Raw genomic sequence first — 16,299 nt, 5'->3', positions numbered from 1 at the left:
CCCTTCGTGCCGGGCCGAGCGACGAAGGAACTCCTTGCGGCGTCTGCGCTTCCTCCTCCCCCTCGGGTTCGCGCTCTGGTTTGCCGCCGCCGGTGCCGGCACGCAGAGCGACAAGCTGCAGGACCTCACCGACCGCTGGCGCTCGGCCCGCGCTGGGGTGCGGCCGCCGGAGGCCTTCCTCCGCACCCTGGTGGCGCAGGACTCCCTCTTCTCGCGCGATCCCGGTCTCCAGATCGAGCGCCTGAGCCCGGAGATGCGAGCCCTCTACGACGGCCTCCGTCCCATCCTGTCGCCGTCGCTGCAAGCCCAGTTCCTCGGCTTCTCCAACGATTCGCTGCGGGCCGAGTGGGTGCGCGCCTACTGGCGGCTCCACGATCCGACGCCGACGACGGCGGAGAACGAACGCCTGGAGGAGCACGAGAACCGTGTCGAACGGGCGCGTCACGATTTCGCCCGCAAGGATGGGTCGGGCTGGGACATCCGCGGCGACGTCTTCATCCAATGCGGCGCCCCGGACTCCATCGTCGAGGAAGGTGCCGACGTGACGAGCGGCGTCGGCTACTTGCCGGCCCGGATGGACTGGCTCTACCTGGAGGAGAAGTGGGTGGCAGCCTTCGAGCGCCCGAACCCCAGGGGCCCGTGGGTGCTGGGGTCGCCTACACGCCTGTCGCGCCGGCCCGACGAGGTGCGCGAGGATCTGAAGCGCCTCGGCTACGCCGACGCCGATATGAGAAGTCCCAGCGGGCGTGACCGCGCCAGCGATCTCCTCGGCCAGGACGAGGAGCGCCGCATCCTGGCACAGAAGGGCCTCGAGGACAGCCCGCTCTCGCAGGAGATCATCGAGCACGAGGTGCGCAACGACTTCCGCACCCGCGAGTTGCTCCGCAAGCGCGACGAAGCGGTGTGGGCCTTCACCAAGGAGCACGAGGCCGGACGCCAGCGCTTCTGGATGCAAGGCGAGGCGCCGCCCCGCCTCTGGTATGTCTTCGACGCCGATGTCTTCAAGGGGCCCCCGGGCCGGATGTGGTTGGAAGTGCACTATCAGTTCAACGCCCAGGACCTCACCTTCCGCTGGCAGGACTCTCTGTATGTGGCGCGCTACAGCATCGAAGGCCTGCTCCTCGATGCCGGCGCCCACGAGATCGCCCGCGACCGCTACAGCGAGACGCTGACTGCGGCGGAGTTCCGCAGCACCCTCGAGGGGAGATTGTTCCCCGGCCAGCTGCAATTCGCCGTGCCCGCCGGTACCTACCGCCTGGCGCTCCGCCTCGCCGACGGCTTCGGCAAGGGTGAAGGCACCTACCTCACCGATCTGGAGGTGCCGCCACTGCACGGCCGGCAATTGGCGCTCTCGGACATCGAGATGGCGACGAAGATCATCTACGCCGACCCGAGCTGGCACCCGCGCTTCGTCAAGAAGGATCGCCTCGTCGTCCCCAACCCCATCGGCGTGTACCGGAAGAGCGGCGCCTTGACCGGTTACTTCGAGATCTACGGCCTGCAGCTCGATGCTCGCGACGTCTGCCGCTACGAGGTCACCTACACCCTGGTGCCGCGGAGCCTGCGCCGCGCCGAAGGCTGGTTCCCCGCCTCGACGCCGCAGCAGCGACCCTTCGTCACCGCCAGCTTCACCGGCGAAGGCGGCACGAGCGAGCTGGTCGAAGAGCTGCGCATCGACATCGCCGCCCTGGACGAGGACGTCTACGACCTCGAGCTCACGGTGAAGGATCTCGTCTCGGGACAGCAGGCCACGCAGCGGGGCTCCTTCACCGTGCTGCAGTGAGGAGCGGTCGCCGCCCCACGGACCCGCAACCAAGCAGGGTGGCGCGCAGCGGCGCGCCGTGCTGCGTCGACTCTGGTGTTCTTCTACTTCGGCTCCGGAGCCACCCCGAAGGACACGTGCAGGAGATGGAATCCGGGCACGGTCGGGATCTCCACCGGCGCCGGGTTCGGCGTGGTGTAGACGCGGAACGCCGGCGCCGACAGCCGGACGCCGGTGACCGGACATAGCCCCACCATTTCTGGCGGGAAGGAATAGTAACCCGCAGCGTTCGTGGTCACCGTGGGCGGAAGCATGCGGCACGGAATCTGGAGTTGCACTTCCGCGCCCGCTGCTCCTCTTTCGTCGGCGTCACGGATTCCGTTCTGATTCAGATCCCAGAAGACGAAGCCCTCGATGCTGGTCCTCGCCTCCTGCGTCGAGTCCTCGGGGGCGAGACCGAAGTCGACCGGGAAGGTGTTGCTGCCGTCGGGCGGGCGCGTTTCCAGGATCACCTGCTCGGGCGTCGTGCCGACGAGGCCGAGCACTGGCTCGCGGCGCACGACCCAGGGCAGCAGGCAGTGAATGTCGCTGCCACGGATCCGATAGAAGCCGTGGGCATCGGTGCGCGCGAAGGCGGCGATGGGACTGAGGCAGAGCAGGCCACTCGCCGAGATGCCGACATCCGGGATGCCCGCCTCGTTGCTGTCGCGCACGCCGTTGCGGTCGAGATCCATGTAGACGAAGCCGGTGATGAAGAGCTCCCCCTCCGGCGGCGCCTCCCGGAACAGGCCGAAATCGGCGTGCAGGAATTGGGAGAGGTTGCCGTCGGGCAGGCGGACGATGAGGACGTGCAGCTCCGTCGGTGTCGTCGGGAGCAGGCCGGCGGGCAGGCTCAGCGTCACCTCGTACAGACCTGCTTCCTCCAGCACGAAGGAATAGTTCCCGAAATCGTCGGTGACCGCGATTCGTTCGTGGTCGCCCACCAAGACCCCCACGCCGACGCCGGCGATGCCCGGCTCGTCGATTTCGCGCTGGCCATTCAGATTGCGATCCTCGAAAACGTTGCCCGCGATCGTGCCGCTCTGCGGCGGTTCGGGCTCGAGCATGATCTCGGCATGGAAGGCGAAGCTCTCGCCCCCGGTGCCGCCGAAGAGCCACTCGACCGGGTCCGAGGTCTCACCCCCGGCGAGAACGCCGTCGTCTCCGTAGGTGCCGCGGTGATCGAAGGCGCAGAGTAACGGTGGCACGTCCGCAGGAACCGCGGGGACGGCACTGCCTTGAGGATGCGGGGTCGAATCGTTGGGGGCGGGGCAGTTCGGGGTCACGGGGTAGACCGACCCGGGCAGGAAGCCCCAGACCCCCACACCGGCAGGCCCCGGTACCGTTGTGCTTCCGGTGTTGCGGATGGCCACCTGCGCGTGCAGCAGACCCGCGGTGTCGAGCTCGATGCCGGTGGCGATGAGATGGAGATTCGGCACCGGCGCCCCGCCTGGCGACTCGAGGCGGAAGACGATCTCTCCCGTGGAGGGGTCGTAGTTGCCCTGGAACGCGGTGGCCCCGGACGGCGTTCCTTCCGGGGCGATCTGGTCGGAGCAGCCCAGGGGAAGGAAAAGGAGCCACAACAGGGTGAGCGCGCGCCATGACGGTATCGCCTGGAGCCGCTTCCCCAAGGCGTGGGTCGAGTCCATCGCCCGTCCTCCTCTGCTGGGCCGCGGCAGGTCGCTCGAGGGAGCACCGCCGCGGCGAACCCAAGAGAATCAGGGGCGGATTCGAATGCGGGTGGGCGCCATCAATATACGCCTGCACACCGGGGCCTGCAATCCACCCCACGACCGACCGATGCGGGTCCACCATGCCTCGCGAAATCATGGGGTTCGGGGGCGTCGTCGCTTCGGCTCAGTCGGCGGAGGCAGCGGGCGCTTGATGCAGGCGCGCCTCGAGCGCCGCCACCTCGGCGAGACGCGAGGCGGCCCCCATTGCTTCCAAGAGGCGCCGCGCCTCGAAGAGATTGGAACGGGCGAGCTTCGTTTCCCGCGCTCGTTCCTCGGCGCTCCGCTCCCGGCTGCTGCCGATGAGGAGCTGGGCGAAGCGCAAGCGCGTCACCGCCACGTCGTACTTCGCCCCCAGCGTGCCGAGGTCGGCGGCGGCCTTGGAGAGCAGCGTCGCGGCTTTGTCCTCGGCGCCGCTCCGCACGTAGTGCTCCCCCAGGTAGCTGTCGATGCGATGGCGGTCGTAGAGGTTGCCCGTCTCGCGGGCGAGATTGTGGGCGCGCATGAGGCGCTCGAAGGCGGTGGTCTTTTCGCCGAGGGCATCGTAGGCGCGCCCGAGCCTGGCTTGGATCTGTACCATCATCGGACTCTCCGGGGCGTGCCGGGTATAGAGATTCTCCGCCTCGCGCAGGAATTCTAGCGCCTCTTTCGGCTGCTCCGATTCGAGCGCCACCGTGCCGAGGACGAGCAAGCCCTGCACGTGCAGGCGCACGAACCCCGCCGCCCGCGCGACCTCCATGGCGTCCATCGCCCGATCGCGGGCTTCCTCGCGCTCCCCTCGCAGCGCCATGAGCTCCGCTTCGCCGAGCTGGCTGGAGAGCCGGTTGTCCAAAGTGCGCAGGTCCCGGGCCGACTCGTAGGCTTCGTGCAGCAACTTGCCTGCGTCCTGCCAGCGCCCCATGCGCAGGAAGAGCGTGCCGAGCCGGTAGCGATCGCGGTCGAGACGCACCAGGCTGCCGGCGCCCTCGTCGCTCTTCAACGCCTCCGTCAAGTGCTCGTGGGCGCGCTTGAACTGTCCGACGATGCCGAGGAGGACGCCGAGCTCGCTGCGCGCGTTCGCGGCGCCTGCTTCGTAGCCGTTGCTCTGCGCCAGCTCGAAGGCTTTCTCCAGCAGCTTCTGCGCCGGCCGGTGACGCCCGAGAAGCGTCCGCGCCCGTGCTTCGAGGATCATGATGTCGACGCGCCCGTCGCCGAGCTTCTCCACCGTCTCGTGATCCAGGGTGGCCTCGATGGCGTCCACCACGTCGCGGTAGCGGCCCTCGTGCAGATCGCGCTGCCATTCCAGCTTGCGGATCTCGAGGAGCGTCGCGTCGGAAACGCCGGCAGCGCGCTGGGCCCGCTCCAGCGCCTCTCGAGCCAGGGTCAGATGCCCGCGTACGAGCAGCACCTGGGCCAGACCGGCCTCGGCCTGGGTCTTCTCCTCGCCCCGCGCCAGGCGCTTCACCGGCTCCTCGAGAACGCGCCGGAAGCATTCCTCGGCGCGGTCGTAGAGATCGCCGGAGAGATACAACGCTCCGAGCTCGAGCGACGTGCCCACGATATCGTCGCGGTTGCGCTCCTGCAGCGCCTGATGCAGCAGCCCGAGGAGCCGGGCCTCGAGCCGCTTCTTTTCCGCATCGAGAGGCATCGTGACCTCCAGCCGCTCTAGTAGCGCGGCTTGCGCTCGAAGAAGTGGTTCGCGTGGATGAAACGAATCGTTCCCGACCGGCGCCGCATGACCACGGAATGCGTCGCCGCCCCGCCCTTGCGGAAGTGCACGCCTCGCAGCACGTCGCCCTCGGTGATGCCGGTGGCGGCGAACATGACGCTGCCGTCTCCCACCAGTTCCTGCAAGCCATACTTGCGCCGGGCCGATCCGCCGGCGAGCGCCCGGATGCGTTCCTCGTCCCCGGCGTTCACCGGCACGAGGCGGCATTGCATGTCGCCGCCGACGCAGGCCAGCGCCGCGGCCGCCAGCACCGCCGACAGCGCCGAGCCGATGCCCATGAGCACGTCGACGCCGGAATCCCCGATCGCCGTCGCCACCGAGGCGGCCAGATCGCCGTCGGCGATGAGGTGGATCCGCGACCCCGCCTCCCGCACCTGGCGAATGAGGCCCGCGTGGCGCTCCCGCTCCAGGATCGCCACGGTGAGATCCTCGACGTAGCAACGCTTCGCCGAAGCGATGTTCACCAGGTTCTCCAGCGGCGAGGCGGCGAGATCGATGCGACCCGCCGCATCCGGACCGACGGCGATCTTGTCCATGTAGAGGCCCGAGGCGCCCTGCAGGAAAGTGCGGTCGGTGTTCACCGCGACCACGCTCATGGCGTTGTAGCGCCCGGTGGCGACGCTGTCGATGCACTCGAGCGGATCCACCGCCAGATCGAGGCCCTTGTTGGCTTCGTCGTGGTCACCGATCGTGCGCCCTTCGGTGAAGGCGTCGTCGCCGGAGAGCGACGGCCGGCCGACACAGACGTGGGCCCGCAACGCCACCGCGGCGAGCGCCTTGCGCATCGCCTCGAAGGCCGCCCCGTCGGCTTGCAAACCGTCGCCCTTGCCCATCCAGCGTGCCGCGGAGAGCGCCGCCGCTTCAGTGACCCGCACTAGTTCCAGCGCCAGGTTACGGTCCATGCTGCGGTCCTCTCGGTGCGGTGGCAGCGCCACCGCCGCGCGCCTTCAAGTTCTCCTGGGCGGTCTGGTTCGCCGGCTCGATCGCGAGCACCCGCCGCCACACCTCCAACGCCCCCGGCACGTCCCCCGTCTCTGCCAAGAGTACACCGTAGTTGTTCAGCACGTTCACGTCCCGCGGCGCCTTGCCGGCCGCGGCCGCCAGACAGTCCCGCGCTTCGGTCGAGCGCCCCAGGCCGCGGAGCGCCAGGCCCCGCAGTGCGAGCAGATCGGCGCGCTGCGGTGGCGGGCTGAGTAGCGCTTCGGCCTCGGCGTTCCTTCCGGCTTGCACCAGCAGGTTGGCCAGGTTGAAGCGCACGTCGTCCTCGGGTGCGAGCGACAGCGCCGTGCGGAAAGAGCCCTCCGCCGGGGCCTGCCGGCCGGCTTGCAACTCCGCCACCCCCAAATGGTTCCACCACGCGGCCTGGGTCGAGTCGGCGGCGACCGCTTGGCGGAGCTGGTCCGCCGCCGCATCAGGGCTATCCCCTTGCAAGAGGGCAAGTCCCCAATTGGCATGGAAGATCGCGGAGTGGACACCGAGGCTCTCGGCCTGGGCGAAATGCGCCAGCGCCTGCTGGGTGTGGCCGGCGAGGGCCTCCACCCGGCCGAGCTCCGCGTGCGCCGGACCCAGGCTTGGATCGAGGCGCAGCGCTGCCACCAGATGCTGCCGCGCTTCCTCCGGCTTCCCCACCTGCACCAACGCCGCGCCGTAGTTCCAGTGGATCGAGGCGTTCCCGGGCGCCGCGTCCAAGGCTTCCTGCAGCTCGCTCCGGGCGCGCCCCGTCATCCCGCTTCGCATACAGAGAATGGCCAGATCCAAGTGCGCTTGGTAGCGCTGCGGCGCAGCGACGATGGCAGCTTCGTAGGCCTGCACGGCCCCCGTCGCATCCCCCCGTTTCTCGCGGGCTCGTCCCAGCTCCTCCCAGGCTTCCGCCCCACCGGGCTCGAGCGCCACGGCCTGCTCGAGGAGGGCCACGCAAGCCCCGTCGTCTCCCCGGGCGCTCGCTTCCCGCGCCGCGGCCCGGAGCTCCATGGCGCGCGATGGCGTCGTCCCTGGATCCGGCGCCGGAGCGCAGGCGCCGAGCGCTCCAGCCAGACAGAGTGCCATGAGCACTCCTGGTCGCAGTCGCGGCAAGGTTTCACCCCGCACAGGGAAGGCGTTCACCCCGCAAACGGAGAGGGGGAGCCGGAGCTCCCCCTGGATGGAACCGATGCTTCGTTCCGCTTCTCAGCGATACAACTCCTTCACCGCGGACCAGGAGATGCCCTGGACCGCGTCGGTCTCTAGCAGGCACGGCGGGTTCCCCACCGACTCGCCCGGCCCCACGGTCGGATTCAGAACGAAACAGCCACCCTTCACCGACGTCTTCGTGAAGAACGGGAAGTCGCACTGCGTGAAGAGCAGGTACGGGAAGGTGTCGTCCTGCGGCGGGAACTTGTGCAGGATCCGGATCACCGTGTCGTTGGGGATCGGATCGAACGAGACCATGCTGATCTGCACCACGACCTTGTTGCCGGGCTGGCACTCCTGCCAGACGATGTTCCAACCACCTGTGCCGGTGGTCGTGTCCGCTGGCGCCGCCGGCGTCGGTGGTCCGACCGCGGTACCGCCGTCACGAACCGTCCAGCCCGGCGGCAAGCCTTGTGTCGGCATGCCATAGACGCTGAACTCGATGCCGGTCAAGGCGTCGAACGATGAGCTCGGGTCGTATTTGACGCCGAGGAACAGCGTGTCGGCAAAGACGGCGAAATCCCCGAAGGTCCCGTAGTTCTTCTTCAATGCCTCGTCGTTGTAGATTCCGATCACGCAGCCCGGACAGGAGGCCGTCCCTTGCGCGGCAGCCAGACCGGGCACGCTGACCAACAGGAATGCGAGCAGTAGCAGTTTCGACTTCATCCTCTTGACCCTCCTGGGGTTCTCGCGCGGGACGGCACCCCCGCCCTCGCAGGCAGTCCGCCGTGAGCGCTCATTTCTCGTGACTCGGCAGTCGGGCGCCGGCAGGCCATGGGCCGCAGAGGCATCCCCGTGACCAGGCGCGACACCGATTCCCTCCACTCCCGCATCGCCACTCGTCCGTAGTTTCAGGGGGTACGCAACGAAAACCTCGGCAGGCTCTTCTCTAATTATCATCAGAAGCCGCCGATCCGCAACGGCTTTCCCGCTGTCCCGCGCCCCGGCCGGCCTCGGTTCGATTTCTCAACGAGTTGTCACTCCGTTTGTTAAGACTTCATCGCGGCTCCCGACCGCGGCTGATCGGCAGGAGGCCGCGGCTCGATTTCGACCGCTCGCGGGGGGGCCCTCGGGGTCCCCGGCCTGCGCCTGCACGACTTCAGAGCCGGCGCCGGATGGGCTGCCCGGCGCATTTCGGTCCAGACCCGGCGGGGTCTGCAGCAAGCCCTCACCCCCCAAGGGAGAGGGCGAGCCGGAGCTCCCCCGGATGGAACGGAGGCTTCGTCCCGCTTCTTCAGCGGTAGAGCGCCTTCACACCGGACCAGGTGGCACTATCGACGGCAATGAAGCAGCGGTCCACCAACAGGCACGGCGGGTTCCCCACCGAATCGCCGGGGCGTAGCGCCGGATCCGGATTCAGCACGAAGCACCCGCCACGCACTGACGTCTTGGTGAAGTACGGGACGTCGCATTGCGTGAAGAGCGGGTACGGGAAGGTCCTGTCCAGCGGCGGGAACCTGTGCAGGATCCGGATCACCGTGTTGTTGGGGAAGGGATCGAAGGAGACCATGCTGATCTGCACCACGACTCTGTTGCCGGGCTGGCATTCCGGCCAGACGACGTTCCAACCACCCGTGCCGGTGGTGGTGTCCGCTGGCGCCGCCGGCGTCGGCGGTCCGACCGCGGTGCCACCGTCACGGACCGTCCAGGCCGGCGGCAAGCCGGTTAACGGCATGCCCTGGACGCTGAACTCGATCCCGGTCAAGGCGTCGAACGATGAGCTCGGGTCGTACTTGACGCCGAGGTACAGCGTGTCGGCAAAGATGGCGAAATCCCCGAAGGTCCCGAAGTTCCTGCAAAGTCTCGCGTCGTTGTAGATCCCGATCTCGCAGCCCGGGCAGGACGCCGTCCCTTGGGCGGCCACCAGACTGGGCATGCTGGGCCACAAAGCCATGGCCACCACGAGCAGTTTCGCCTTCATCTTCTCGACCCCTTTTGGTTCAGACTTCAGCGTGGGGTCACGATCGCCTGCAGCAGCCGGCGATAGGCCTCGGACTGCGGCTCCAGTTGGAGCGCTCGCTGCGCCGCCTCCTCGGCCTCCGTCCTTCGCCCCAGGACTTCCAGAGCCCGCGCCCGGATGGCCTGCCCGCGCGCATTCCGGTCCAGACCCGGGACTGTCTGCAGGAGCGCCAGAGCCCGCGTCGCTTCGCCAGCTCGCAACCAGGCCTCGGCCCGCTCCAGAGGCACGAGGGCAGGCTGCCGCAGCATCGTCTCGGCGGCGCGGAAATGCACTTCTGCCGCCTCGGCACGTTGGAGCCGCACGAGGCAGCGTGCCGCCGCCAGGTGACGCGCCGCCACCTCCTGCTTCTCGTCCCCTCGCCTCAGGCTGCGCTCGAAAAGTGCCGCTGCCTCCTCGAACCTGCCCTGACGCTCCCGGACCAGGCCCATGTCGTAGGCCGTCCGCCCTGAAGGATCGCCGCGGCGCTCCGCCTCGGTGAACGCGGTCCAAGCGGCGTCGAGAGAGTCCTCGAGCATGTAGGCCGCTCCGAGGGAGAGGCACGGCTTGTACGAGCCCGGCGCCAGCGCCGCCGCCTGCGCGTAAGCGCGGATCGCCTCGCCGCGCCGGCCCATCAGCTCCAAGTGCTCTCCATAACGGTACACCACGTCCGGATCGTCGGGCTGCTGCTGCACCGCCTTCTGGTAGGCGGAAAGCGCGGCCTCTCGCTCGCCCCGGCGGGCCAGCACCATGGCACGATCGAATTCGGGGCGTCCGAAGGAGTGGCGCTCAAGACCGGTCCAATCGGGCAGGACGATCAGGGCCGCGGCGGCAAACGCGACCCCGAGCAATATAAGTCGGCGCCCCTCGCGGCGCCACAAAGCGCCGGCGCTTTGCACCGCCGCCACTCCCGTCGCGAGGGCGAGCCAGGGAACGAGGCAGAGCCGATAGCGCGAGGTGACGAAAAACGCCACCACACCCAGGACTTGCAACCAGACGAGCAGCGGCAACGGCGGCCAGAGTGGCGGCTGGCGCCCGACCAGCACCAGGCCCACCAGGCCGCCGATGGCGAGCACCGCCCAAGAGACCCCCGGACCGCGCAGCAAGCGCGACGCCTGCCGGAGCGGTGCCGAGTCCTGGTTGCGGTCGATCTCGCGCCCACTCCAAACCAAAGCCACTTTCTTGAGCGCGAGCGCCGCATGCCGCAGTGGCGCAGCGCGCACCGAGCGCCAGGCGGCGGCGTAGTAGTTTTTCTCCCATTGCACCGGATCATCGAGGCTGTCGAAGCGCTGGGTCAGCTCTTCCCAGCGGAGACCCGGCCGGATCGCCACGGTGTCGTCGTAATCCAGGTTGTTGCCGATGTAGAAGTTGATGCCGCCGTTGAGGGAGATCGGCACGACCCGGCCCGTCGCCAGCCGGTTGTGCCGCAGCGTGGGTAGGAGCAGCAACAGCACCGGAGCGAGGAGGAGCGCGCTGCGGCGCCAGCGCTCCACTCTGCGGTCCGCGCCGTGCAGGAGCCAGAGGAGGAGCGCGAGGACGAAGAGACCGTTGAGCGGGCGCAGCTGCAGCGCCACCCCGGAGAGGACCCCGGCCGCCAGAACCGCCCAGGAGCGAGTGGTGCGGGCGAGGAGCGCCACGGCGAGGGTGGAAACGACGAGAGCCGCCGGCTCCACCAGCAGCTGCGTTTCGTAGTAGACGAGCCGGGGGTAGAGGCCGGTAGCGAGGCCCGCAACGACACCGACCGCCGGGCCGCACCACCGCATTCCCAGCTGCGCCACCAGGCCGGCGAGGAGAACGCCGCCCAGCATCTGCAAGACGTAGATCGCTTCGGGATGAGGACCGGTCAGGCGGTAGACCTGTCCGACGAACCAGGAATAAGCCGGGGCCTTGTAATACGCTTGCGGTCCCAGACCTTCGCCGCGCATCACCTGCTGGGCGCGGCCGTGATAATCCGCCGCGTCCACCTGCGGCAGCGAGAAGCTCGGTTCGTCCCGCACCTCGACGAAGTAGACGAGGCGGAACAGCGCCGCAGCCACGGCGACGACGGCGAGCAGGCGCACGCTCCTCCCGGCGCTGGCTCGTAGGGTCAAGCCCGGCCTCTAGACGCCGGCGTTCTGCATGATCTCCGGCAAACGCTGGGCGAAACCCGTCTTCGGCAACACTTCATCGGCCCCCAGCTTGCTCGCTTCCTCCAGCAGCTCCGCTTGCGCGTGCGAGCTGTAGGCGACCACGCGCACCGCCGCCCAATCGGGCTGCGACTTGATGCGCCGGATCAGCTCGAGCGGCCGCAACGACGCCGCCGCCAGGTCGATCAGCGCTGCCGCCGGGGCCGGCGCTGCGAGCCGCTTCTCCAGCCCGGTCAGGTCGCGGACGAAGCGGATGTCCCGGCCTTGCTCCCGGGCCACCTCGCGGATCTTGGCGGTGAAGAAGATGTCCTCGAGGAATGCCACGATCTCCTGCCCCACGGGCTCTCCTTTCTCGCGCACCATCACTCCCGGTCCAGCCCCGCTTCGTGGGGCATGATCTCACGGGGAGAACGAAAATACATGCTCTCGGGGTAGGCGAGGAAGTTGCGAACGGCGCTGGTGTAGACACAGGCGAAGTCCTTCACCTGGTGCCCGAAGCGGCTGTTGATCTCGCCGCACTTGAACAGCTTGCCCCAGTGCCGGTTGAAGCGGCGCTCGATGGCCTCGCGCAGCTGCCGGAGCACCGCCGCCCGCTCTCCGCTCTCGGCTTCGAGCTCCAGGATCTTCCCTTCCAGGCGCTGGGCCGCGTCCACCACCGTGCCCGAGCCGCGGGCCCCCCGCCGACGAGGCCCTTTGCCGCCCCGGCGCAGGTTCTGCAGGCGCCGCCGCAGGCGACCGATCTCCCCCTGGAGCCGGTGCCGCTCCTGCACCAGGGCATCCAGCCTCTGGTAGCGCTGGGACAGCCGGCGCTCCAGCTCGATCTCCGGCTCCAGCTCCTCCACCACCATCGCGGTCCGCCAGCGGGAATGCGCCTTCGCCCGCAGGATGTCGCCGAAGGTGTGGTCGCCGACGTAGAGAATCTCTTCCCCCGCATGCTCGATCAGGGCCTCGAGTCCCCGGGCGCCGCCGCCGGCGAGCATGGGCGGGAGGTGGCCGCCCGGCAGGCCGGCAGCGCGCAGCTCCGCCCGGCGCAGGGGTCGCGGCCGTTTCACGGCGCGAAAGAAGCCGGGCTTCCCCGCGCTCATCACCACGGCGGTGAAGTAGTCGGTCCACGACGGCAGGGTGCGCAGCGCGCCGTCGAGGAGATGGCTCATGACCTGCTGGGTGAAATGCGGTTCGGAGTTCGTGAGCAGGAACAGCTTCTTGCCCTGATCGCGGAAGGCTGCGAGGGTCGGCGCCAGCTCCGGGTGGCGCTCGATGTAGTGGCCCGGCGCGGCGACGATGGCGCGTTTGATGGTGCCATCGGCGTGGGCCCTGTCGATGCACTCCCGCACGTCGTCGTAGATCTGCACGAAATCCAGCCGCCGGCGCGACCGCGCCTCGAGGTGATCCACCAGCAGCGCGAACAAGGTCGCCTCGGGCAGGCCGAAGAGCGTGTCGATGGACATGTACTTGGGGCTGGAGAGCCGGATGGGGCGGTTGCGGTACAGCCGCCGCCGTTCTTCTTTCGGGACCTGGCGCGTGCCGTGGTACAGGCGGACGACGTAGCTGTACTGGTCCGTCTTCAGGACGTTGCCCAGGAGCTTGTCCACCACCAGGCCGCGGATGATCAGATGCGGATCGTACTGCAGGCTCGCGATGCTTTCGGGATAGCCCTTCTCGGCGATCAGCTTGTCCCGGGTGGCCTCGAAGGCCAAGGTCTCTGTGGGCAGCTTCCGGTACACGGCCAGGGTGTGGTCCATGTCGAAGCCGATGGCGCGGATGCTCGCCATCTTCAGATTGCGGTTCACGAAGACGCGCCGGGCGTAGGGGATCTGCTTCTCCCCGGCTTGGAGTTCGAGGAGCGAGGCGTGGTTCGATTGTGAGCGCTGGTACGCCATCGTGTCGTCACTCCGCCCCGCGTCCGTCCCGACGCCGCCGGCAGGCGCGGGTCCGGGCAGCTTCCGCACGCCCCGCCCTCTGCGCTTGCCGCGACCTCTCCGAGGACCGGACGGCCCCCGACCGGAGGCGAGACCGGAGGCAGGCAAGAACTGTTCACGATCCCGAGCGGCGAGCGCCGCAGGCCAGAGCGGAAAAAGACCGAGGCCCACCGACAGGATGCCGGCAGGCCTCGCGCAAGGTGGCAGCCCCACGGGGAATCGAACCCCGGTTTGATGGCTGAGAACCATCCGTCCTAGGCCACTAGACGATGGGGCCGCCTGACGGGGCGGAGACACCACCCCCGTGCCGGTCTCTCTATCACGGCGCGGAAAGAGGCGTCAAGACACGCCAGGATGCTTGCAGCCCGTGTCCATGCGCGGCGGTCTGGTTGGCCGGGGAGGACTCGAACCCCCATAAACAGATCCAGAGTCTGCTGTCCTGCCGTTGGACGACCGGCCAACGAGGCGCACTCTACAACAACTTGCGATGCTTTCGGACTGTACCGCTCCCTCGGATCCGTCCTCACTCCGTCGTGACCACTGGAACCACCAAAGTGGCGGGAACGATAGAGCATGGGCTGGCATGGCGTCCAGGGGCCTGACCGGCGCCAACCTGGATGGCAGAGCCAGTCGGACCAGATCTCGAGGCGCTCAAAGAAGGACACAACAGCCGCATCTTGCAGCTGAAGCCGAGCAGGAACTCGGCGCGGCAGCGCGCGCAGCGTACGCGGGCGAAGTCGTGGTCGAGAATGCTGCATTCCACCACGAAGCCACCGCCTACACAAGCCGGGACGGCGCGCGAGGCGATCCCGATCGCCCTCGCGCCGTTCGTGTTTCATGGGCGGGCGACCGTGGCGCCGACGCGCTTGCGCCGATCCGCGGCGATCGAATAGAGTCTCCCGCCGTTTCGCTCTGGAGAGACCCGGACGGACGAGGTTCCATGGGTCGATCACTTGTTCACGTTCGCTGGTTGCGCCCCCGGTACGCTCTGGCGGCCTTGCTTTGTGCCTTCCTTCCGGGGACTGTCTCGGGCCTGGAAATCATCGTGGCGCCCTCCGGCGGGGCTTTCACCACGGTCGCGGCGGGTATCGTCGCCGCCCGGCCCGGAGACACGGTCACGGTGCGCGCCGGGACCTACAACGAAGCCGTCGTCTTCCCCCTCAGCGGCTCGCCCGTCGCTGGATCCATCACCCTGCAGGGCGAGCCCGGGGCCATCCTGGATGGCACCGGGAGGTCCGGAGCGGGCATCACCATCAGCAACAGGAATTACATCCGAGTCGTCGGGTTGACGGTGCGGAACTTCCGTTCCGGCACCCCCATGGGGATCAGTGTCGAAGGAAGCTCGAGTTTCATCGAGCTCCGAAACAACCTCATCCACAACATCGAGAGGCCCAACGGCAACGCCCATGGCATCGCCTTCTACGGCACTGCGGCCACCCCCATGACGAACATCGTCGTCGAAGGCAACGAGATCCGGAACTGCCAGCTCGGCCAGAGTGAGTCCTTGGTGCTGAACGGCAATATCGACGGGTTCAGCGTGGCCGGGAACACCGTCCACGACAACGACAACATCGGGATCGACTTCATCGGCTTCGAGGGCACGGGCCCGGCCGCCCAGGATCAGGCCCGCAACGGAGTCTGCGTGGACAACCTGGTGTACAACATCACCTCGGCCACGAACCCGACGTACGGTGGGGACAGATCCGCCGGCGGCATCTACGTGGACGGCGGCCGCGATATCGTCATCGAACGCAACACGGTCGACAACTGCGACATCGGCATCGAAGTCGCCAGCGAGCACAGCGGCAAGGCAGCCAGCAACATCACGGTGCGCAACAATTTCATTGCGCGGGGCTACCTGGGCAACATCCTCATGGGAGGCTACGCCGCAGATCGAGGCATGGCGCAGAACGTGGTGGTGGTCAACAACACCACCTACCAGGGCGCCCTGGGCGAGATCGAGCTGCAGTACAACTGCGACCGGATCACCATCAAGAACAACATCCTCAACGCCAGGTCCGGCCAGCCATACATCTCGAATAGCGGTGGCAACAACACCAATGTCCTCGTGGAGTGCGACATCTACTTCGGCGCGAGCAACACCTCGCCGGGAGCCTTCCCGGACGCCCGTGCGCGGTTCGTCAACCCGCTCCTCGTCGGCCCGTTCGCGGATCTGCACCTGCAGGCGGGTTCGCCCGCGATCGACGCGGGAATCGACCTGGGCAACGACTCCCACGGCCAGCCCCTCTCGGGCGCTACGGATATCGATGGAGGGACGCGCCTCCGGGGGGGCACCATCGACATCGGCGCCCACGAGCACCCCAGCGTCACCGCAGTGCTGGCCATGCGTTGGTGGGCGGAATGGGCGACCGACGGGATCCGTGTGGTGTGGGAGGTAGGTGGGGCAAGGGCGTCCGAGTTCCGGGTGGAGCGGTCCGAGGTGGGGAGCGACGGGCTGTGGACTCGGCCGCTGACGGAGCGGTCAGTCGACGGCGGAGCCGTCATGGAACTCGATCGGAGCGCGTCGCCGGAGCGAGAGTACTGGTACCGGTTGGTGGCCGCGGCGGGCCGCGAGACCACAGTGATCGGCACGCCGATCCGGGTAGCGTCCCTCTCGTCGCCGGACTTCCGGCTGCTCGAGGTCGTTCCAAGTCCAGGGCGGGACCCGGTACGGATCGCGTTCACGTTGAGGCGCGCGGCGACGATCGAGATCGACGTCTTCGACGTGCGGGGCCGGAGACTGGTTTCCCTCGGCGGCGGGGAATGGCCGGCGGGCAGGCAGGAGGTGGTGTGGGATGGCCGGACACGCAGTGGGGAGCTTGCACCGGCCGGCCTGTACCTGGTCCGGTGCGTCTACCCCGGCGGGCAGGATCGCCGGACCATCGTTCGGCTCCGTTAGTACGGCGACGC

11 protein-coding genes and 2 tRNA genes are annotated in these 16,299 nt (G+C 68.3%); 2 read left to right on the top strand and 11 right to left on the bottom strand.

Annotation, left to right across the window (positions count from 1 at the left end; translation table 11 throughout):
* Positions 1–34 precede the first annotated feature (34 nt).
* On the top strand, positions 35–1,783 hold the full coding sequence (locus VFE28_07045; protein HZM15741.1) for a GWxTD domain-containing protein: 1,749 nt from the start codon (positions 35–37) through the stop codon (positions 1,781–1,783).
* Positions 1,784–1,866: 83 nt separating this feature from the next.
* On the opposite strand, the gene VFE28_07040 is transcribed toward VFE28_07045, so the two are convergent.
* From VFE28_07040 to VFE28_06990, 11 genes are all read right to left on the bottom strand, one after another.
* Positions 1,867–3,450 (bottom strand): SdrD B-like domain-containing protein, encoded by a 1,584-nt coding sequence (locus VFE28_07040; protein HZM15740.1) that lies wholly within the window; start codon positions 3,448–3,450, stop codon positions 1,867–1,869.
* 208 nt (positions 3,451–3,658) lie between these two features.
* Positions 3,659–5,158 carry a hypothetical protein gene (locus VFE28_07035; GenBank protein ID HZM15739.1) on the bottom strand — a complete coding sequence of 500 codons (1,500 nt, stop codon included), beginning with the start codon at positions 5,156–5,158 and terminating at the stop codon, positions 3,659–3,661.
* 17 nt (positions 5,159–5,175) lie between these two features.
* Positions 5,176–6,141: a class II fructose-bisphosphatase gene (gene glpX / locus VFE28_07030; GenBank protein ID HZM15738.1), complete on the bottom strand. Its 966-nt coding sequence runs from the start codon at positions 6,139–6,141 to the stop codon at positions 5,176–5,178.
* On the bottom strand, positions 6,131–7,285 hold the full coding sequence (locus tag VFE28_07025) for a tetratricopeptide repeat protein (GenBank protein ID HZM15737.1): 1,155 nt from the start codon (positions 7,283–7,285) through the stop codon (positions 6,131–6,133). The genes glpX and VFE28_07025 overlap by 11 nt, the downstream gene beginning before the upstream one ends.
* Before the next feature lie 120 nt (positions 7,286–7,405).
* Entirely contained in the window at positions 7,406–8,074 is a 669-nt protein-coding gene (locus tag VFE28_07020; protein HZM15736.1) for a hypothetical protein, read from the bottom strand.
* A gap of 568 nt (positions 8,075–8,642) precedes the next feature.
* On the bottom strand, positions 8,643–9,329 hold the full coding sequence (locus tag VFE28_07015; protein HZM15735.1) for a hypothetical protein: 687 nt from the start codon (positions 9,327–9,329) through the stop codon (positions 8,643–8,645).
* 26 nt (positions 9,330–9,355) lie between these two features.
* Complete coding sequence (locus VFE28_07010) at positions 9,356–11,404, bottom strand: tetratricopeptide repeat protein (protein HZM15734.1); 2,049 nt, start codon at positions 11,402–11,404, stop codon at positions 9,356–9,358.
* 39 nt (positions 11,405–11,443) lie between these two features.
* On the bottom strand, positions 11,444–11,809 hold the full coding sequence (locus VFE28_07005) for a hypothetical protein (protein ID HZM15733.1): 366 nt from the start codon (positions 11,807–11,809) through the stop codon (positions 11,444–11,446).
* Between the two features lie 23 nt (positions 11,810–11,832).
* Complete coding sequence (locus VFE28_07000) at positions 11,833–13,350, bottom strand: HAD-IG family 5'-nucleotidase (protein HZM15732.1); 1,518 nt, start codon at positions 13,348–13,350, stop codon at positions 11,833–11,835.
* 240 nt (positions 13,351–13,590) lie between these two features.
* Positions 13,591–13,666, bottom strand: a tRNA-Glu gene (locus VFE28_06995).
* A 109-nt stretch (positions 13,667–13,775) separates the two neighbouring features.
* Positions 13,776–13,849 (bottom strand) — tRNA-Gln (locus VFE28_06990).
* Positions 13,850–14,329: 480 nt separating this feature from the next.
* Between VFE28_06990 and VFE28_06985 the strand changes: the two genes are divergently transcribed.
* Positions 14,330–16,288, top strand: coding sequence for a right-handed parallel beta-helix repeat-containing protein (locus tag VFE28_06985; GenBank protein ID HZM15731.1), 1,959 nt, complete (start codon positions 14,330–14,332; stop codon positions 16,286–16,288).
* Positions 16,289–16,299 lie beyond the last annotated feature (11 nt).

The organism is Candidatus Krumholzibacteriia bacterium (assembly GCA_035649275.1).
GTDB lineage: Bacteria > Krumholzibacteriota > Krumholzibacteriia.
Note: the sequence above shows the minus strand (reverse complement) of the source record. Positions and strands in the feature narration are given on the sequence as shown.